We start from the raw sequence: 17,739 nt of genomic DNA, 5'->3' as shown, positions 1-17,739 counted from the left end.
GGCCTTTCTTGATAGAACTTGTGCTTACTCGCGGAAAAGCGCTTCGATATTCAGTCCCTGAGTCTGCAGAATTTCACGCAGACGACGCAGACCTTCAACCTGAATCTGGCGAACACGTTCACGAGTGAGACCAATTTCACGGCCCACATCTTCCAGTGTCGCAGCTTCGTACCCCAGCAGACCAAAACGACGTGCCAGCACTTCACGCTGCTTGGCGTTCAGTTCGAACAGCCATTTGACGATGCTCTGTTTCATATCATCGTCTTGCGTGGTGTCTTCCGGACCGTTTTCCTTTTCATCGGCCAGAATATCCAGCAACGCTTTTTCGGAATCGCCACCCAGCGGGGTGTCTACCGAGGTAATACGCTCGTTGAGTCGGAGCATACGGCTGACGTCATCAACCGGTTTATCCAGTTGTTCAGCAATCTCTTCTGCACTCGGTTCGTGGTCCAGTTTATGCGACAACTCACGCGCGGTACGCAGATAGACGTTCAGCTCTTTTACAATGTGAATCGGCAGTCGGATCGTACGGGTTTGGTTCATAATCGCCCGTTCGATCGTCTGGCGGATCCACCAGGTTGCGTATGTTGAGAAGCGGAACCCACGTTCCGGGTCAAACTTCTCGACGGCACGGATAAGCCCTAAATTGCCCTCTTCAATCAGGTCCAGCAATGCCAGACCACGATTGCCATAACGACGAGCAATTTTCACCACCAGACGCAGGTTACTTTCAATCATGCGACGGCGAGATGCGACATCTCCACGCAGTGCGCGACGCGCAAAATAAACTTCTTCTTCGGCTGTTAACAGTGGTGAATAACCAATCTCACCAAGGTAAAGCTGAGTCGCGTCCAACACACGCTGTGTGGCCCCCTGCGATAACAGCTCTTCTTCAGCCAGGTCGTTATCACTGGGTTCCTCTTCACTCAAGGCTTTTTCATCAAAAGCCTCTACTCCGTTCTCATCAAATTCCGCATCTTCATTTAAATCATGAACTTTCAGCGTATTCTGACTCATAAAGGTGGCTCCTACCCGTGATCCCTAACGGAACTAGCACGTGAAAGCCTGGTTCCGCCTAATTATCGCTGCGGTAAATAGCGCAGCGGGTTTACGGATTTCCCCTTGTAACGAATTTCAAAATGCAAGCGTGTTGAACTGGTTCCGGTGCTACCCATGGTAGCTATTTTCTGCCCCGCCTTGATTTCTTGTTGTTCCCGGACCAGCATTGTATCGTTATGGGCGTAGGCGCTCAGGTAATCATCGTTATGTTTGATGATAATAAGATTACCGTAACCACGCAGCGCATTACCGGCATAGACGACGCGTCCATCTGCGGTCGCGACAATAGCCTGTCCTTTGCTGCCTGCAATGTCAATCCCTTTATTGCCACCTTCGGTAGCCGCAAAGTTTTCGATCACTTTGCCGTCAGTCGGCCAGCGCCAGGTAGAGATTGGCGAGCTAGTCGACGTTGAGCTTGCAGTTGATTCGGTTGTGCTAACTGCTGGAGCCGTTACAGGCGCTGTGACCACAGTCCCAGCAGGCTTGTTGTTCGGCAACATTTTGTTAGCACTTTGTTCACCTGAATCCTCAGAATACGTAATTGTTGGTTTCGAAGCAACAGCAACGGTGGAATTTTGTGCAGGGTTGGTCACAACTCCTTGCTGTGCTGCATCCGCCTGGGTGATGGCATTGCCACCGGTAATCGGTGCACCAGACGCGTTGCCCACTTGCAGAGTTTGACCGACATTCAGGCCATACGGGGCCGGAACGTTATTGCGTTGTGCGAGGTCACGGAAATCGTTCCCGGTTATCCAGGCAATATAGAAAAGGGTATCGCCTTTCTTAACAGTATAGGTACTGCCGCCCGTGTAGCTACCTTTCGGAATATTCCCATACTTACGATTGTATACAATACGACCGTTTTCCATCTGCACAGGCTGTTGAGCAACAGGCTGGATTTGCGTTGGCTGTGTGGTTGGTTGCTGCACCGACTGGATCTGTGGCGTCTGCTGTACTGTCGACGTCGAGCCCATTTTGGGTGGAGGCGTAATCAGCATGCCAGAACTGGTGTTCGTTGATGCACTACCGTTAACCGAGCTGACCGGCGCTGGTGGATTCGAGGTGTTTGAACAACCTGCCAGCCATAGTGAAACCAGTGACAATGCCGCAATGCGGCGAACGGTAAATTTGTGGCTTCCCGCGCTCATTTATCCCCCAGGAAAATTGGTTAAAACCAGTGACGTAATCACCGTGCAAGGCCCCGTCACAATACGCTTACTCTTTCGAGAATAACCAGGAAAACTCCAGGTATTCAGCAGCGCTATCTACGCAAGCTCCCCTTTCACTAAGGGAACGAAACGTACGGCCTCCACGGTATCGATAATAAATTCGCCTCCCCGACGACGCACCCGCTTCAGAAACTGGTGCTCATCGCCCACGGGTAAGACGAGAATGCCGCCCTCATCCAGTTGCATCATCAATGCGGTCGGGATCTCGGGCGGCGCTGCCGTTACAATGATAGCGTCAAACGGAGCTCGCGCCTGCCAGCCTTGCCATCCATCACCATGACGGGTCGAAACATTATGTAAATCAAGCTGCTTCAGGCGGCGACGCGCCTGCCATTGCAAACCTTTAATGCGCTCAACGGAGCACACATGATGCACCAGGTGCGCCAGAATCGCCGTCTGGTAGCCAGAGCCAGTACCAATTTCCAGCACCCGAGACTGCGGCGTTAGCTCAAGCAGTTCGGTCATTCGCGCAACCATATAAGGCTGCGAAATCGTCTGCCCCTGACCAATCGGCAGGGCAATATTGTCCCAGGCCTTATGTTCAAACGCCTCATCAATGAATTTTTCACGCGGCACGGCGGCGAGCGCATCGAGGACAAGCTCATCTCTGATGCCCTGCGCACGTAATTGTTCAAGAAGAGTGTGTACGCGTCTGCTTACCATTGCGTGTCGACTCCCACGCTGTCTAACCAGTCAGAAACCACCTCATGCGCGCCGTATGCGGTTAAATCGACATGCAGCGGCGTGATAGAAACATAGCCTTCATCGACGGCGGCAAAATCCGTATCCGGCCCGGCGTCGCACTTTTCACCCGGTGGCCCGATCCAGTACAGCGTATTACCGCGTGGGTCCTGCTGTGGAATAACCTGATCCGCCGGATGGCGACTGCCGCAGCGCGTGACGCGAATACCTTTAATCTGATCCAGTGGTAAATCCGGCACGTTGATATTCAAAATGCGACCGGTGCGCAGCGGTTCACGACTCAGCGCCCGTAAGATACGACAGGTTACTGCGGCAGCAGTATCGTAGTGTTTATGGCCATCGAGTGAAACAGCCAGCGCCGGGAACCCCAGATGACGACCTTCCATTGCCGCCGCAACGGTACCGGAATAGATAACATCATCACCCAGATTAGGACCCGCATTAATACCAGAAACGACAATGTCCGGACGCGGACGCATTAATGCGTTCACGCCCAGATAGACGCAGTCGGTGGGCGTACCCATTTGTACGGAAATATCGCCGTTATCATAGGTAAAGGTGCGAAGTGAAGATTCCAGCGTCAGCGAGTTAGACGCGCCACTGCGGTTACGATCCGGGGCAACCACCTGTACGTCAGCAAACTCACGCAGCGCTTTCGCCAGCGTTTGTATACCGGGTGCGTGGACCCCATCATCGTTACTCAGCAATATACGCATAATCACCCATTGTGTTAATAAGTTCCCTTACAACACTGGTGGCGAAGCTACCTGCCGGTAGCCAGAAGCGTAACTCGACGGTTACGTCATCCCACCAGTTCCAGCTTAATTGTTGTGGATACAGCAACATAGCGCGACGCGACGCGTCGACTTTCTCGCGCAATAACAGAGACTGCAGCGCAGTTTCATCAGCAACAGCGGCTTTTTCAAACGCCAGTGCGTCGCGCTGAGTTCCCCACTCACCGCTGCCCGGTAATGCCGCTGTGATCATCAATTCTTTCTCATCGACGCGACGCTGTAATTCAGTGTGTTCTTCCTGTGTGGCGACAAACCAGCTTCCGCGTCCGGATAATTGTAGCGCATCGCCGTCAACAACTTGATTAAAGTCTGTTTTTTTCAAGCGTTCACTGACTATCTGATTAAACAACGCGCTACGGGCCGCCGACAACCAAAAACTGCGTTTATTGCGATCGCGCACCGGCGCATCGCTTTGCGCCCAGCGCAGCGCCCCTTGCAGGTTGCTACCGCCAATACCAAAACGCTGAGCGCCAAAATAGTTCGGTACGCCGCGTTCGCTAATCGCCTGCAAACGCGCTTCAACGTCATTCCGCTCGCTCACTTCACGCAACACCAGCGTAAATTCGTTGCCTTTCAGCGCCCCTAAACGCAGCTTACGCTTGTGGCGCGCGTACTCCAGAACTTTACAGCCTTCGAGCTCAAATTTGCTTAGATCAGGCATTGCATTGCCCGGTACACGCGCGCACAGCCACTGTTCCGTGACCGCATGCTTATCTTTCTGCCCGGCAAAGCTCACTTCACGGGCGTGAATTTTCAGGAATTTCGCCAGCGCGTCAGCCACAAAACGGGTGTTACAACCGTTTTTCAGGATGCGCACCAAAACATGCTCGCCTTCGCCATCCGGTTCGAAGCCTAAATCTTCGACGACAACAAAGTCTTCCGGATTCGCTTTCAGGACGCCATGGCCCAGTGGTTTGCCATGGAGATACGTCAGATCGTCAAACACAGTCATTTCGGTGCCTTAATGAGTAACGCCACCGCTTCACAGGCAATCCCTTCCCCACGCCCGGTAAAACCGAGTTTTTCCGTGGTGGTCGCTTTCACGTTAACATCATCCATATGGCAGCCGAGATCTTCGGCAATAAACACGCGCATTTGCGGAATGTGCGGCAGCATCTTTGGCGCCTGAGCAATAATTGTCACATCCACATTACCAAGCGTATAGCCTTTGGCCTGAATACGCCGCCAGGCTTCTCGCAATAATTCACGACTATCGGCACCTTTAAAGGTCGGGTCGGTGTCAGGGAAGAGTTTACCGATATCCCCCAGCGCAGCCGCGCCCAGCAGAGCATCAGTTAGCGCGTGTAACGCCACATCGCCATCAGAATGCGCCAGCAATCCTTTTTCATACGGGATGCGCACACCACCAATGATAATTGGGCCTTCTCCGCCAAAAGCGTGTACGTCGAAACCGTGTCCAATTCGCATTATGTCTTCTCCTGGTGGGTAGTCCGGGTCAGATAAAATTCGGCCAACGCCAAATCCTCTGGACGCGTTACTTTAATATTATCAGCCCGTCCTTCAACGAGCTGAGGATGTAAGCCGCAATATTCCAGCGCCGAGGCCTCATCCGTAATGGTTGCGCCTTCGTGGAGCGCACGGGTCAGGCAGTCGTGCAACAGCTCGCGAGGGAAAAACTGCGGCGTCAACGCGTGCCATAAATCGGTGCGATCGACCGTATGGGCAATGTCTGTTCGGCCCGGCTCCGCGCGCTTCATCGTGTCGCGTACTGGTGCCGCCAGGATCCCGCCGGTGCGGCTGGTCTCACTGATTGCCAGCAAACGGGCTAAATCATCCTGGTGCAGACACGGACGCGCGGCGTCATGCACAAGTACCCAACTTGCCTCACCTGCGGCTTGCAAACCGGCAAGGACAGAATCGGCACGCTCGTTGCCGCCATCCACTACGGTAATTTGCGGATGCGCGGCGAGTGGAAGTTGGGCAAAGCGGCTGTCGCCTGGGCTGATAGCGATAACGACTCGCGTCACCCGGGGATGAGCCAGCAGCGCATCAACCGAGTGTTCAAGAATGGTTTTATTGCCAATAGAGAGGTACTGCTTAGGACACTCTGTTTGCATTCGGCGGCCAAACCCGGCAGCCGGCACCACGGCGCAAACGTCCAATAAAGTGGCTGCCATGTTAAATCCCTGGACGGTTTATCGATTGTTTTGCCCTGCAGTCTGAGCGCGTTTAGACGCGTCAGGCACCAGACGATAAAAGGTTTCGCCCGGCTTAGTCATGCTGAGTTCGTTGCGCGCGCGCTCCTCAATAGCCTCTTGTCCGCCATTGAGATCGTCAATTTCGGCAAAGAGCTGATCGTTACGTGCTTTAAGTTTCGCGTTCGTAGCTTGCTGCGCAGCAACATCATCGTTGACGCGACTATAGTCATGTATGCCGTTCTTACCGAACCACAGCGAATACTGCAGCCAGACCAATAAAGCCAGCAACAGCAGCGTTAGTTTACCCATCCTGCCCCCTGAAAAACGGCATTAACATCCCATAACTTCCGCAGACAACTTTACATCAACGGTCGGGAATGCCGCGACAACGCGGGCAAATGTACCACATTTGCCCGTTGTTACGTATACCCCGTGAAAGGAGAACATAATCTCATTGTTGGTTACGGTTTGAATTATGACCAGAGAGTGAGCAACATCAGCGATTGTTTAAAAAAGGCGTTTGCCTAACCCAACAACCACAGAAATAGCGCACCAAACATCGCCCCAACCACCAGTAGGGTGCAGGTAATGCTCAGCAGCAACAGCCCCTTCAATAGGGAGTGCAGCGCAATACCCGCGACAATCGCCACGGGCAGCAATGCGAGGAAAAAGGGCCAGGTATAAATGAAGAAAAAGAGTGTGTTAGGGCCATAAATTAGAAACGGAATCCCCAGCGCCAACAGCCACGCGATAAAACCGACCACAGCACCCGGTAGTGACCAGGTGGTTTCATCGTCGGCGGCGAAGGTATCTGACTCTGTAATAGTAATGTTATGGCTGTTACGCATATCTAATCCTGTGACCGTGACTGACCGGGCATACAAGCTCGGGTGTCTCAGGATCTGATAATATCTTCCTGCCTCAGCAGGTCTAATAATTGGGGTACCAAATTTGTTACCAATTGTTCACCATCAAGATGAATCTCTGGCGATTCAGGCGCTTCGTATACCGAATCAATTCCGGTGAAATTGCGCAACTCACCCGCCCGCGCTTTTTTATACAGCCCTTTTGGATCGCGTAATTCGCACGTTGCCAGCGGCGTGTCGACAAAAACCTCAATAAAACGCCCTTCGCCAACGCGTTCACGGACCATTTTGCGTTCGGCGCGATGTGGAGAGATAAAGGCGGTCAACACCACAAGACCCGCATCCACCATCAGGTTAGCCACCTCGCCAACCCGACGAATATTCTCCTTACGATCGGCATCGCTAAACCCAAGATCGCTGCACAGGCCGTGGCGCACGTTATCGCCATCCAACAAATAGGTACTCACTCCCAGCTTGTGCAACGCCTCTTCCAGCGCCCCTGCGACCGTGGATTTACCGGAACCAGACAGCCCGGTAAACCACAGCACAACACCACGATGACCGTGGCGTTGTTCCCGCTGTTGCGGTGTAACAGGATGGGCATGCCAGACGACGTTTTCGTCATGCAGCGCCATTATTTTCCTCCCAGCAGATCGCGCGCGCCCCAGTGCGGGAAATGGCGACGCACTAACGCATTAAGCTCCAGCTCAAACGCGCTGAACTGAGAAGCCGCGGTGTGCTCCTGGACGATTGGCTCACGTACCAGCCCCGCGCCAACGGTAACGTTGGTCAGGCGGTCAATGATAATCAGCCCGCCCGTAACCGGGTTCTGCTGATAGGTATCCAGCACCAGCGGCTCATCAAAGGTCAGATTAACCAGACCGATGCCGTTTAGCGGCAACGCTTCAACATCACGTTGGGTCAGGTTATTAATATCAATCTGGTACTGCACGTTATCAACGCGTGCGCGGGTCTTCTTACCGGCGACTTTGATGTCGTAGCTCTGTCCAGGCGACAACGGTTGTTCCGCCATCCACACCACATCAACGGCAGCGCGTTGTACCGCAGGTAACGCTTCACCGGCATCAAGCAGCAGGTCGCCCCGGCTGATATCGATCTCATCTTTCAATACCAGGGTGATCGCTTCACCCGCATGTGCTTCCTGTAAATCACCATCAAAGGTTACGATCCGTGCCACGCTCGACTCAACGCCGGATGGCAGCACTTTGACGCGTTGCCCTACCTTCACACTACCGGAGGCCAGCGTCCCGGCATAACCACGAAAATCCAGATTCGGTCGGTTCACATACTGCACCGGGAAGCGCATCGGCTGAGTATCAACTATGCGTTGGATCTCAACGGTTTCCAGTACTTCCAGTAGCGTCGGACCGCTGTACCACGACATGCTGGCGCTTTGTGAAGCCACGTTGTCGCCTTCCAGCGCAGAGAGCGGCACAAACCGGATATCCAGGTTGCCCGGCAACTGTTCAGCAAAAGTAAGATAGTCTTCGCGAATGCGGTTAAATGTCTCTTCGCTAAAGTTCACCAGATCCATTTTGTTGATCGCGACCACCAGGTGTTTGATCCCAAGTAGCGTGGAGATAAAGCTGTGACGACGGGTCTGATCCAGCACGCCTTTACGCGCATCGATCAGCAGGATCGCCAGGTCGCAGGTCGACGCACCGGTCGCCATGTTGCGAGTGTACTGCTCATGGCCGGGAGTATCCGCAATAATAAATTTACGCTTCTCGGTAGAGAAATAACGGTAAGCCACGTCGATGGTGATGCCCTGCTCGCGCTCGGCTTGCAAGCCGTCAACCAATAACGCCAGATCGAGCTTTTCGCCCTGAGTACCGTGACGTTTACTGTCGTTGTGCAGCGATGAAAGCTGGTCTTCATAAATCTGACGCGTGTCGTGCAGCAGGCGACCAATCAGGGTGCTTTTCCCGTCATCCACGCTACCGCAGGTTAAAAAACGCAGCAGGCTTTTGTGTTGCTGGGCGACCATCCAGGCTTCAACGCCGCCTTCATTAGCAATTTGTTGTGCAAGTGTCGTGTTCATGGCGGCTCCTTAGAAATACCCCTGACGTTTCTTCAGCTCCATGGAGCCCGCCTGGTCGCGGTCAATCACGCGGCCCTGACGTTCACTGGTGGTTGAGACCAGCATCTCTTCGATGATTTCCGGCAGCGTCTGCGCATTCGACTCCACCGCGCCTGTTAACGGCCAGCAGCCGAGCGTACGGAAACGCACCATGCGTTTTTTAATCACTTCACCCGGTTGCAGATCGATTCTGTCGTCATCAATCATCATCAGCATACCGTCGCGTTCCAGCACCGGACGCTCCGCCGCCAGGTACAGCGGCACGATGTCGATATTTTCCAGCCAGATGTACTGCCAGATATCCTGTTCAGTCCAGTTGGAGAGCGGGAATACGCGAATGCTTTCGCCTTTGTTAATCTGTCCGTTGTAGTTATGCCACAGTTCCGGACGCTGATTTTTAGGGTCCCAGCGATGAAAACGATCGCGGAAAGAATAAATGCGCTCCTTGGCACGCGATTTCTCTTCGTCACGACGAGCGCCACCGAACGCGGCGTCGAAACCGTATTTGTTCAACGCCTGCTTCAACCCTTCGGTTTTCATAATATCGGTATGCTTGGCGCTACCGTGAACAAACGGGTTGATGCCCATCGCCACCCCTTCCGGGTTTTTATGCACCAGCAGTTCACAACCGTAGGCTTTCGCCGTGCGGTCACGAAACTCGTACATCTCGCTGAATTTCCAGCCGGTATCAACGTGCAGCAGAGGGAACGGCAACGTGCCAGGATAAAACGCTTTGCGCGCCAGATGCAGCATTACGCTGGAATCTTTGCCGATGGAATACATCATCACCGGATTCGAAAACTCGGCGGCCACCTCACGAATAATATGGATGCTTTCCGCTTCCAGTTGCCGCAGGTGGGTAAGTCGTTTTTGATCCATAACCGTTCCTATGTAATGCCGTTATTTTGCTAACGATGCTCAGATAACCTGACTATAGGGAGGGCAAGAGGGCGAATGAAATTACGAATTGGAATGAGTAGTTCCTCAAAGGAATAACGATCCGGAAAAGCAAATATCAAAAAGTGCTTAAGCTACCGAATTTAGGGCATTTAGGAGCAAATGAAATTGTTTTACCTCGATCACGGTTTCATACTAGCGGCTAAAAATTTCTGCTTGGTATTTAAGGACTCATTATGTTTTCCGCAACGCGCCCCCTTCTTGCAATCCTGGCGCTCGGCGCGTGCTTTATCCTTCCCGCACAGGCAACATCTTCCAAACCTGGAGATATCGCAAATACCCAGGCTCGATATATCGCAACGTTTTTCCCAGGCCGCGTAACGGGCTCTCCGGCAGAAATGTTGTCTGCTGATTATATTCGTCAGCAATTTCAGCAGATGGGCTACAGCAGTGATATTCGAACGTTTAATAGCCGTTATGTTTATACCGCCAAAAATAACCGTAAAAACTGGCATAACGTCACGGGGAGTACCGTTATTGCCGCACATGAGGGTAAAGCGCCACAGCAGATTATTATCATGGCGCACCTCGACACCTACGCCGCACAGAGCGACGCCGATTCCGATGCCAATCTGGGTGGATTGACCCTGCAAGGTATTGATGACAACGCCGCAGGGCTTGGCGTGATGCTGGAACTGGCGGAAAAACTCAAAGACGTGCCGACGCAGTACGGCATTCGATTTATCGCCACCAGCGGCGAGGAAGAAGGCAAACTGGGCGCGGAGAACATCCTGAAGCGAATGAGCGCCGCCGAGAAGAAAAATACGCTGCTGGTTATCAACCTCGATAACCTGATCGTCGGCGATAAGCTCTATTTCAATAGCGGTAAGAAAACCCCGGAAGCGGTGCGAAAATTGACGCGTGACCGGGCGCTGGCCATCGCGCACAGCCGCGGTATCGTAGCCAGCACCAATCCGGGACTGAACAAAAACTATCCGAAAGGTACTGGATGTTGTAACGATGCAGAGGTCTTCGACGATGCGGGCATTGCCGTGCTCTCCGTTGAAGCAACCAACTGGAGTCTGGGCAAGAAAGATAGCTATCAACAGCGCGCCAAAAGCGCCTCGTTCCCGGCAGGCAACAGCTGGCACGATGTGCGACTGGATAACCAGCAGCATATCGATAAAGCCTTACCGGGCAGGATAGAGCACCGTAGCCGCGACGTGGTACGCATTATGCTCCCGCTGGTAAAAGAACTGGCAAAAGCGGGTAAATCCTGACGAAGAAGCCCGGTAATATGTAATCATTACCGGGCTTTTATCTTTTACCCTTCGTGCAATCCGCACTCGCGCTTCAATCCGAAAAACCGCGTCTCTTCTTCCGCCATACCCGGCTCCCATTTGCGGGTGGTATGGGTATCACCAACTGACAGATAGCCCTGATCCCACAGTGGATGGTATTTCAGGCCGTGCTTTTGCAGATACTGGTAAACGGTACGGTTGTCCCAGTCGATGATCGGCAGCACTTTAAACACGCCGCGCTGGATAGCCAGCACTGGCAAATGCGCCCGGCTGCCCGACTGTTCGCGGCGCAGGCCGGCAAACCAGGTTTGCGCATTGAGTTCTTTAAGCGCGCGGTTCATCGGTTCGACTTTGTTGATCTCATTGTATTTCTCAATGCCTTCAACGCCCTGTTCCCACAGTTTGCCGTAGCGCGCTTCCTGCCAGGCCGCGCTCTCCTTCGCCCGGTAGACTTGCAGATTAAGCTTGAGCTTGTCCGTTAACTCATCAATAAACTGGTAGGTTTCCGGGAACAAATAGCCCGTATCGGTGAGGATCACCGGGATATCCGGGTGAATCTGATTCACCAGGTGCAGGCTTACTGCCGCCTGGATACCAAAGCTTGATGACAGTACATATTCACCAGGCAGGTTTTCCAGCGCCCACGCCACGCGATCCTCGGCGCTCAAATTTTCCAGTTGGTCGTTGGTTTGTGCCAACGCCATAACGCGTTCAACTTTCGGCAGCGCGTTCAACGCGTTGAGATCGAGTTTGGACATAAATTCCTCGCTGTTTACCTTGCCTGATGGCGCTGCGCTTATCAGGCCTACAGATTCAGCAGACCCGATAAGTCAATTTCACTTTATTCCCAGAAATCCCGGGCGGGATCGAGCACCGGGCGAATGATGCCCGCACGCACCGTAAAATCACCGAAGCCTTCACCCGCTTCGCGCTCTTTCGCCCAGCGCCCAACCAGTTCGTCAACGGAGTCGAGAATTTCCGATTCCGTAATATTTTCGCGATACATACGCGGAATGCGCGTGCCCATGCGGTTACCGCCAAGGTGTACGTTGTAGCGCCCCGGGGCTTTACCCACCAGGCCCAGTTCCGCCAGCATCGCGCGGCCGCAGCCGTTCGGGCAGCCTGTAACGCGCATCACGATATGCTCGTCAGGAATGCCGTGTTTTTCGAGAATAGCTTCCACTTTATCAGTGAACGATGGCAGGAAACGTTCGGCCTCCGCCATCGCCAGCGGACAGGTCGGGAACGACACGCAGGCCATCGAGTTTTCACGCTGCGGCTTCACCGCATTCATCAATCCGTGATCGCGCGCCAGCTTCTCGATCTTCGCTTTTTGGCTTTCCGGCACACCAGCAATGATCAGGTTCTGGTTGGCGGTGATGCGGAAATCCCCTTTGTGGATCTTCGCGATCTCCAGCAGGCCGGTTTTCAGCGGACGGCCCGGATAATCCAAGATACGGCCGTTTTCAATAAACAGCGTCAGGTGCCAGTTATTGTCGATCCCTTTTACCCAACCAATACGATCGCCGCGACCGGTGAACTCGTACGGGCGGATCGGCTCAAATTTAATACCCGCGCGACGCTCCACTTCCTCTTTGAACGTGTCGATACCAACGCGTTCAAGCGTGTATTTAGTTTTGGCGTTTTTACGATCGGTACGGTTACCCCAGTCGCGCTGCGTTGTCACCACAGCTTCTGCTACCGCCAAGGTGTGCTCCAGCGGCAGATAGCCGAACTCGCTCGCGGTGCGGGCGTAGGTTTTCTTATTGCCGTGCTCAATCGACAAACCACCGCCGACCAGCAGGTTAAAGCCCACCAGCTTGCCGTTTTCGGCAATCGCTACGAAGTTCATGTCGTTGGCGTGCAGATCGATGTCGTTCTGCGGCGGGATTACGACCGTGGTTTTAAACTTACGCGGCAGATAGGTTTGACCGAGGATCGGCTCTTCGTCGGTGGTCGCTACCTTCTCCTGATCCAGCCAAATTTCTGCATAGGCGCGAGTACGCGGCAGCAGATGTTCGGAGATCTTCTTCGCCCATTCATAGGCTTGGGCGTGCAGCTCGGACTCGTACGGGTTAGAGGTACACAGAACGTTACGGTTCATGTCGTTGGCGGTCGCCAGCGCGTCCAGCCCGACCGAATGCAGCATCTGGTGTACCGGCTTAACGTTCTTCTTCAGAATGCCGTGAAACTGGAAGGTCTGACGGTTGGTCAGACGAATGCTGCCGTAAATTGTGTTGTCATGGGCGAACGTGTCGATCGCCTGCCACTGTTTGGTGGTGATCACCCCACCCGGCAGACGGCAGCGCAGCAGCATCGCGTGACGCGGCTCCAGCTTTTGCTCGGCTCGTTCGGCGCGGATATCGCGGTCATCCTGCTGGTACATACCGTGAAAACGGATCAGCAGGAAGTTATCGCCTTTGAAGCCGCCGGTCAGGCCGTCGTTTAAATCTTCGGCAATAGTTCCGCGCAGATAGTTGCTTTCCAGCTTCATACGCTCAGCGTCGGACAGCTTGCCTTCGACCACCAATGGTCCTGGGTATTTTTCGCTCATTAGTAGACATCTCGCTGATAACGGCGCTCAATGCGCAGCTCACTTAAAAATTCATCCGCCGCTTCGATATCCATAGCACCGAATTCGGCAATCACTTCCAACAAAGCCTGCTCAACGTCTTTCGCCATGCGATTAGCGTCGCCGCAGACATAAATGTGGGCACCGTCGTTTATCCAGCGCCACAGTTCCGCACCTTGTTGGCGCAGTTTATCTTGTACGTAGACTTTTTCTTTTTGATCGCGCGACCAGGCGAGATCGATGCGGCTCAGTACGCCCTCTTTGACGTAACGCTGCCATTCCACCTGGTACAGGAAATCTTCGGTAAAGTGTGGGTTGCCAAAAAACAGCCAGTTTTTGCCTTCGGCTCCGTCAGCCGCACGCTGCTGCATGAATGCACGGAACGGCGCAATCCCCGTGCCCGGTCCAATCATAATCACCGGTGTCTGCGGGTTAGCCGGCAGGCGGAAGTTATCGTTGTGTTCGATGAACACGCGCACTTCGCCCTCTTCTTCCACGCGATCGGCGAGGAAACTGGACGCACCACCAGCACGGGCACGACCTTCAATGTCATAACGCACCACGCCCACGGTGACGTGCACTTCGCTTTCCACTTCCGCCTGGGAAGAGGCAATAGAATACAAACGCGGCGTCAGCGGTCGCAGAAGCTCAACCAACGTTTGGGCGTCCAGTTGCGCCGGAGAGAAGCGCACCATATCGACGATTGGCGTGGTTGCGGCGTAATGCTGCAATTGCGCTTTGTCGCCCACCAGCGGCAGCAGAGAGTCGCTACGGGTTAAAGTGGCATAGTTCTCGACGATATTGCCGGTGTTAACCGTCAGCTCGAAATGCCACTGCAGCGCTTCGGTGAGCGACAGGGTTTTGCCGTCAACCGTGACCGGCTCATCTCCTTTCAGCCACAGCAATTCAACCAACTCTTTGACCAGCTCAGGATCGTTCTGATACCAGACTCCTAAGGCATCGCCCGGCTGGTAGCGCAGGCCGGAATCGCCGAGATCGATTTCAATATGGCGTACATTTTTTTCCGAGTCGCGACCGGTGATTTTCTGATTCACCGCAAGCGACGCCGTCAGCGGCGCTTCTTTGGTGTACGGACTGGTGTGTACTTCGTTTACCGCACCGCTCGCAGCAACTTGCACAGACGATGCCGCAGGGGCACGCGCTTTCAGGACATCAACCAGACGGGCACGCCATTCGGCTGCCGCGCCCTGGTATTCGACGTCGGCATCCACGCGGTCAAGCAAACGTTCTCCGCCCAGCTCAGCCAGTTTTGCATCGAAGTCTTTTCCTGACTGACAGAAAAACTCGTAAGAAGTGTCACCAAGACCAAACACGGCAAAAGCGGTGTTATCGAGCTTCGGCGCTTTTTTCGAGAACAGGAATTTATGCAACGCTACGGCTTCTTCCGCCGGTTCACCTTCCCCTTGCGTCGACGCCACTACGATCAGCAATTTCTCATTGGCGATTTGTTTGAATTTATAGTCGCCAGCATTGATGAGAGTGACGTTGAGCTTTGCAGCGATCAGATCATCGCGCAGGGCTTCCGCCACACGACGCGCATTACCGGTTTGCGAGGCGGAGATAAGCGTAATGCCAGGCATTTCAGCAGCAGGCGCAGGAGTCGCCGCATTGCTGCCTGGCTGCTGATTCAGCACGCCCCAAAAATAGCCAGAAACCCACGCAAGCTGTGCGGGAGTGAAATCGGTCGTGGCCGCCTGAAGGCGTGCCAGTTGCTCCGGGTTTAGCGGTAGCAGAGCGGAAGGTGGGGCCTGTGTCGTCATGCGTTGTCATGTTCCAGTAAGCAAAGCGGATTTCAGCAATAAAACCCAAACTGAAGATAAGGTTAACGGCGGGGATAGTAACAATTAAAGAAGGGATAGAAATAACAAATAACCAAATGAACTAACCTGTTTTAGTTATAGTTATTAACATCAAAACAGATTAGATAACTATATGATATATCAATAATTATTAAACATCACCATCATGAATAGGTCGTTCTGATACTCAGCGCCCTTTTAACTAATGATAAAATTCGCTCTTTACGGTACCCTACGGCGGTTTTTCGCATTCTTGAGAGTAAAAAATGTCCACCACCTTGTTTAAAGATTTCACCTTCGAAGCCGCTCACCGCCTGCCGCATGTACCGGAAGGGCATAAGTGTGGCCGCCTGCATGGTCACTCATTTATGGTGCGTCTTGAAATTACCGGTGAAGTCGATCCGCATACCGGTTGGATCATGGATTTTTCTGAGTTAAAAGCCGCGTTTAAGCCAACTTACAACAGACTCGATCACTACTATCTGAACGATATTCCCGGCTTAGAAAACCCAACCAGTGAAGTTCTGGCCAAATGGATTTGGGATCAGGTTAAACCGGTTGTCCCTCTGCTGAGTGCCGTAATGGTGAAAGAGACCTGCACAGCAGGCTGCGTGTATCGCGGGGAATGATTGTATCGTCTGTGGCGACGGTCAATTTTCCTTAACTAACACTCTGTTAGGGTTATGTGCTCTGGATATCTGGAGCACAACATGTCTGACGATTTCGATATTATTATTATCGGTGCAGGGATAGCGGGCACCGCTTGTGCTTTACGCTGCGTGCGAGCAGGACTGTCAGTTTTGCTTATTGAACGCGGCGAGCTTCCCGGCAGTAAAAACCTTTCCGGCGGGCGTCTGTATACTCACGCGCTCGGTGAACTTCTTCCCCACTTCCAACATTCAGCCCCACTTGAACGCCGAATTACCCAGGAAAATCTCTCGCTGTTGACTCGCGATGGCGCAACGACGTACTCCAGCCTGCAACCGGAGGGAGACTCATGGAGCCTGCTGCGCGCCCGCTTCGACCCGTGGTTTGTCGCCCAGGCCGAGGCCGAAGGCGTACAGTTTATCAGCGGTGTGACGGTCGAGGCGCTCCATATCGAAGAGGGCAGAGTCTGCGGCGTTATTGCCGATAACGAGACGCTGTACGCCCGTTATGTGGTACTGGCGGAAGGGGCAAACAGCGTACTGGCCGAGCGCTACGGATTCCTGCCGCGTCCCTCGACAACCGCAATGGCATTAGGCATTAAAGAGACTTTGGCGCTGGATAAATCGTTACTTGAGGAACGTTTCCGCTTATCCAATGACGAAGGCGCGGCAATGCTGTTCAGTGGCAATATTTGTGGCGAACTTCCCGGCGGCGCGTTTCTCTACACCAATCAGGAGACGCTCTCTCTGGGCGTGGTTTGTCCGCTCTCCTCTTTGGCACAAAGCGATGTCCCGGCGGCTGAACTGCTGGAGCGGCTCAAGACGCATCCGGCGTTACATCCGCTGCTCAGAGGCAGCGAAACGCTGGAATATGGTGCGCATCTGGTTCCAGAAGGCGGGTTGCACAGCCTGCCCGTACAATATGCAGGAGAAGGCTGGCTGCTGGTGGGCGATGCGCTGCGCAGCTGTGTGAATACCGGTTTGTCCGTTCGCGGCATGGATATGGCGCTCATTGGTGCTCAGGCTGCGGCGCAAACATTGATTAACGCCTGCCGGAAACGCGAGCCGCAAAATCTGTTTCCGGCTTATCACCACGACATCCAGCACAGCCTGCTGTGGGACGTTCTGCAACGTTACCGGGATGTTCCGGCGTTGCTCCAGCGCCCCGGATGGTATCGTCAATGGCCCATGCTGATGGAGGCTATTTCCCATGAAATCTGGCATCAGGGCGACCGCCCGGTAGCCCCGCTGCGCCAGATTGTCTGGCGTCAGTTTCGTCGTCACGGCCTGCGTCATCTGGCAGGCGATATCATCAGGAGCTTACGATGTCTGTAGCCCGTAACGTCTGGCGTCCCGCCGACATTTCACATATTGTTCCTGCGACCGTTGTTGACAGCGAAACGGCACAACGGCTGATCGCATCCTGCCCCGCCGGACTGTTTTCTCTTACGGCGGAAGGTGAGCTACGGGTCAGCTTTCGCGGCTGCCTGGAGTGTGGTACCTGTCGACTGCTGTGTGATGAAAAAACGCTGCAACAATGGCGCTACCCCGCGTCCGGCTTTGGCATCACTTACCGATTTGGATAATTTAAT

Annotated in this window: 20 protein-coding genes; 5 read left to right on the top strand and 15 right to left on the bottom strand. The window is 53.7% G+C overall.

Annotated features, from left to right (window positions below):
- Window positions 1–24 precede the first annotated feature (24 nt).
- Window positions 25–1,017, bottom strand: coding sequence for an RNA polymerase sigma factor RpoS (rpoS, locus tag OGV38_RS16440; protein WP_000081498.1), 993 nt, complete (start codon window positions 1,015–1,017; stop codon window positions 25–27).
- Between the two features lie 62 nt (window positions 1,018–1,079).
- Window positions 1,080–2,162 (bottom strand): murein hydrolase activator NlpD, encoded by a 1,083-nt coding sequence (gene nlpD / locus OGV38_RS16435; RefSeq protein WP_230330220.1) that lies wholly within the window; start codon window positions 2,160–2,162, stop codon window positions 1,080–1,082.
- Between nlpD and OGV38_RS16430 the strand changes: the two genes are divergently transcribed.
- Window positions 2,065–2,292, top strand: coding sequence for a hypothetical protein (locus OGV38_RS16430; protein ID WP_223870215.1), 228 nt, complete (start codon window positions 2,065–2,067; stop codon window positions 2,290–2,292). The two genes, nlpD and OGV38_RS16430, sit on opposite strands and share 98 nt — an antisense overlap.
- Window positions 2,293–2,324: 32 nt before the next feature.
- Here the strand turns inward: OGV38_RS16430 and OGV38_RS16425 are convergent, their stop codons facing one another.
- The 10 genes from OGV38_RS16425 to cysD all read right to left on the bottom strand — a co-directional run bounded on the left by OGV38_RS16425 (window position 2,325) and on the right by cysD (window position 9,789).
- Entirely contained in the window at window positions 2,325–2,951 is a 627-nt protein-coding gene (locus tag OGV38_RS16425; protein ID WP_003034172.1) for a protein-L-isoaspartate(D-aspartate) O-methyltransferase, read from the bottom strand.
- The gene (gene surE, locus OGV38_RS16420) at window positions 2,945–3,706 is read right to left on the bottom strand and encodes a 5'/3'-nucleotidase SurE (RefSeq protein ID WP_019077556.1); all 762 of its coding nucleotides are present in this window, start codon (window positions 3,704–3,706) and stop codon (window positions 2,945–2,947) included. Before surE ends, OGV38_RS16425 begins: the two co-directional genes overlap by 7 nt.
- Entirely contained in the window at window positions 3,687–4,736 is a 1,050-nt protein-coding gene (gene truD / locus OGV38_RS16415) for a tRNA pseudouridine(13) synthase TruD (RefSeq protein ID WP_016154208.1), read from the bottom strand. Before truD ends, surE begins: the two co-directional genes overlap by 20 nt.
- The gene (gene ispF, locus OGV38_RS16410; protein ID WP_016154209.1) at window positions 4,733–5,212 is read right to left on the bottom strand and encodes a 2-C-methyl-D-erythritol 2,4-cyclodiphosphate synthase; all 480 of its coding nucleotides are present in this window, start codon (window positions 5,210–5,212) and stop codon (window positions 4,733–4,735) included. Before ispF ends, truD begins: the two co-directional genes overlap by 4 nt.
- Window positions 5,212–5,922 (bottom strand): 2-C-methyl-D-erythritol 4-phosphate cytidylyltransferase, encoded by a 711-nt coding sequence (gene ispD / locus OGV38_RS16405; RefSeq protein WP_016154210.1) that lies wholly within the window; start codon window positions 5,920–5,922, stop codon window positions 5,212–5,214. The genes ispF and ispD overlap by 1 nt, the downstream gene beginning before the upstream one ends.
- A gap of 18 nt (window positions 5,923–5,940) precedes the next feature.
- A complete protein-coding gene (gene ftsB / locus OGV38_RS16400) occupies window positions 5,941–6,252 on the bottom strand; it encodes a cell division protein FtsB (RefSeq protein ID WP_003034163.1) in 312 nt (103 codons plus the stop codon).
- A gap of 215 nt (window positions 6,253–6,467) precedes the next feature.
- Window positions 6,468–6,791 (bottom strand): DUF3561 family protein, encoded by a 324-nt coding sequence (locus OGV38_RS16395; protein WP_016154211.1) that lies wholly within the window; start codon window positions 6,789–6,791, stop codon window positions 6,468–6,470.
- A gap of 47 nt (window positions 6,792–6,838) precedes the next feature.
- Complete coding sequence (cysC, locus tag OGV38_RS16390) at window positions 6,839–7,444, bottom strand: adenylyl-sulfate kinase (RefSeq protein WP_019077557.1); 606 nt, start codon at window positions 7,442–7,444, stop codon at window positions 6,839–6,841.
- Window positions 7,444–8,871: a sulfate adenylyltransferase subunit CysN gene (gene cysN / locus OGV38_RS16385; protein WP_053389704.1), complete on the bottom strand. Its 1,428-nt coding sequence runs from the start codon at window positions 8,869–8,871 to the stop codon at window positions 7,444–7,446. The genes cysC and cysN overlap by 1 nt, the downstream gene beginning before the upstream one ends.
- A 9-nt stretch (window positions 8,872–8,880) precedes the next feature.
- A complete protein-coding gene (cysD, locus tag OGV38_RS16380) occupies window positions 8,881–9,789 on the bottom strand; it encodes a sulfate adenylyltransferase subunit CysD (protein ID WP_003034152.1) in 909 nt (302 codons plus the stop codon).
- Between the two features lie 254 nt (window positions 9,790–10,043).
- Here cysD and OGV38_RS16375 point away from each other — a divergent pair, with 254 nt between their 5' ends.
- Window positions 10,044–11,087, top strand: coding sequence for an aminopeptidase (locus OGV38_RS16375; protein WP_286474050.1), 1,044 nt, complete (start codon window positions 10,044–10,046; stop codon window positions 11,085–11,087).
- Window positions 11,088–11,131: 44 nt separating this feature from the next.
- Here OGV38_RS16375 and cysH read toward each other — a convergent pair whose 3' ends face one another.
- The 3 genes from cysH to cysJ all read right to left on the bottom strand — a co-directional run bounded on the left by cysH (window position 11,132) and on the right by cysJ (window position 15,461).
- Window positions 11,132–11,866: a phosphoadenosine phosphosulfate reductase gene (gene cysH, locus OGV38_RS16370; protein ID WP_049040375.1), complete on the bottom strand. Its 735-nt coding sequence runs from the start codon at window positions 11,864–11,866 to the stop codon at window positions 11,132–11,134.
- An 83-nt stretch (window positions 11,867–11,949) separates the two neighbouring features.
- On the bottom strand, window positions 11,950–13,662 hold the full coding sequence (gene cysI / locus OGV38_RS16365; protein ID WP_016154216.1) for an assimilatory sulfite reductase (NADPH) hemoprotein subunit: 1,713 nt from the start codon (window positions 13,660–13,662) through the stop codon (window positions 11,950–11,952).
- Entirely contained in the window at window positions 13,662–15,461 is a 1,800-nt protein-coding gene (cysJ, locus tag OGV38_RS16360) for an NADPH-dependent assimilatory sulfite reductase flavoprotein subunit (RefSeq protein ID WP_286474046.1), read from the bottom strand. The genes cysI and cysJ overlap by 1 nt, the downstream gene beginning before the upstream one ends.
- Window positions 15,462–15,766: 305 nt before the next feature.
- Here cysJ and queD point away from each other — a divergent pair, with 305 nt between their 5' ends.
- The 3 genes from queD (at window position 15,767) to OGV38_RS16345 (ending at window position 17,733) form a co-directional block, all read left to right on the top strand.
- The gene (gene queD, locus OGV38_RS16355) at window positions 15,767–16,129 is read left to right on the top strand and encodes a 6-carboxytetrahydropterin synthase QueD (RefSeq protein WP_016154218.1); all 363 of its coding nucleotides are present in this window, start codon (window positions 15,767–15,769) and stop codon (window positions 16,127–16,129) included.
- A gap of 81 nt (window positions 16,130–16,210) precedes the next feature.
- Window positions 16,211–17,482: an FAD-dependent oxidoreductase gene (locus tag OGV38_RS16350; protein WP_210591942.1), complete on the top strand. Its 1,272-nt coding sequence runs from the start codon at window positions 16,211–16,213 to the stop codon at window positions 17,480–17,482.
- Complete coding sequence (locus OGV38_RS16345) at window positions 17,473–17,733, top strand: ferredoxin family protein (protein WP_075847512.1); 261 nt, start codon at window positions 17,473–17,475, stop codon at window positions 17,731–17,733. Before OGV38_RS16350 ends, OGV38_RS16345 begins: the two co-directional genes overlap by 10 nt.
- The last annotated feature ends 6 nt before the right edge of the window (window positions 17,734–17,739 follow it).

Source organism: Citrobacter sp. Cb080, assembly GCF_030334745.1.
In the GTDB taxonomy this organism is placed as follows: domain Bacteria; phylum Pseudomonadota; class Gammaproteobacteria; order Enterobacterales; family Enterobacteriaceae; genus Citrobacter; species Citrobacter braakii.
This window is presented reverse-complemented; position numbering and strand designations above follow the sequence as displayed.

Coding starts and splice junctions, on each gene's coding strand:
- rpoS (WP_000081498.1), bottom strand. CDS start 1,017: ATGAGTCAGAATACGCTGAAAGTTCATGATTTAAATGAAGATGCGGAA.
- OGV38_RS16425 (WP_003034172.1), bottom strand. CDS start 2,951: ATGGTAAGCAGACGCGTACACACTCTTCTTGAACAATTACGTGCGCAG.
- surE (WP_019077556.1), bottom strand. CDS start 3,706: ATGCGTATATTGCTGAGTAACGATGATGGGGTCCACGCACCCGGTATA.
- truD (WP_016154208.1), bottom strand. CDS start 4,736: ATGACTGTGTTTGACGATCTGACGTATCTCCATGGCAAACCACTGGGC.
- ispF (WP_016154209.1), bottom strand. CDS start 5,212: ATGCGAATTGGACACGGTTTCGACGTACACGCTTTTGGCGGAGAAGGC.
- ispD (WP_016154210.1), bottom strand. CDS start 5,922: ATGGCAGCCACTTTATTGGACGTTTGCGCCGTGGTGCCGGCTGCCGGG.
- ftsB (WP_003034163.1), bottom strand. CDS start 6,252: ATGGGTAAACTAACGCTGCTGTTGCTGGCTTTATTGGTCTGGCTGCAG.
- OGV38_RS16395 (WP_016154211.1), bottom strand. CDS start 6,791: ATGCGTAACAGCCATAACATTACTATTACAGAGTCAGATACCTTCGCC.
- cysC (WP_019077557.1), bottom strand. CDS start 7,444: ATGGCGCTGCATGACGAAAACGTCGTCTGGCATGCCCATCCTGTTACA.
- cysN (WP_053389704.1), bottom strand. CDS start 8,871: ATGAACACGACACTTGCACAACAAATTGCTAATGAAGGCGGCGTTGAA.
- cysD (WP_003034152.1), bottom strand. CDS start 9,789: ATGGATCAAAAACGACTTACCCACCTGCGGCAACTGGAAGCGGAAAGC.
- OGV38_RS16375 (WP_286474050.1), top strand. CDS start 10,044: ATGTTTTCCGCAACGCGCCCCCTTCTTGCAATCCTGGCGCTCGGCGCG.
- cysH (WP_049040375.1), bottom strand. CDS start 11,866: ATGTCCAAACTCGATCTCAACGCGTTGAACGCGCTGCCGAAAGTTGAA.
- cysI (WP_016154216.1), bottom strand. CDS start 13,662: ATGAGCGAAAAATACCCAGGACCATTGGTGGTCGAAGGCAAGCTGTCC.
- cysJ (WP_286474046.1), bottom strand. CDS start 15,461: ATGACGACACAGGCCCCACCTTCCGCTCTGCTACCGCTAAACCCGGAG.
- queD (WP_016154218.1), top strand. CDS start 15,767: ATGTCCACCACCTTGTTTAAAGATTTCACCTTCGAAGCCGCTCACCGC.
- OGV38_RS16350 (WP_210591942.1), top strand. CDS start 16,211: ATGTCTGACGATTTCGATATTATTATTATCGGTGCAGGGATAGCGGGC.
- OGV38_RS16345 (WP_075847512.1), top strand. CDS start 17,473: ATGTCTGTAGCCCGTAACGTCTGGCGTCCCGCCGACATTTCACATATT.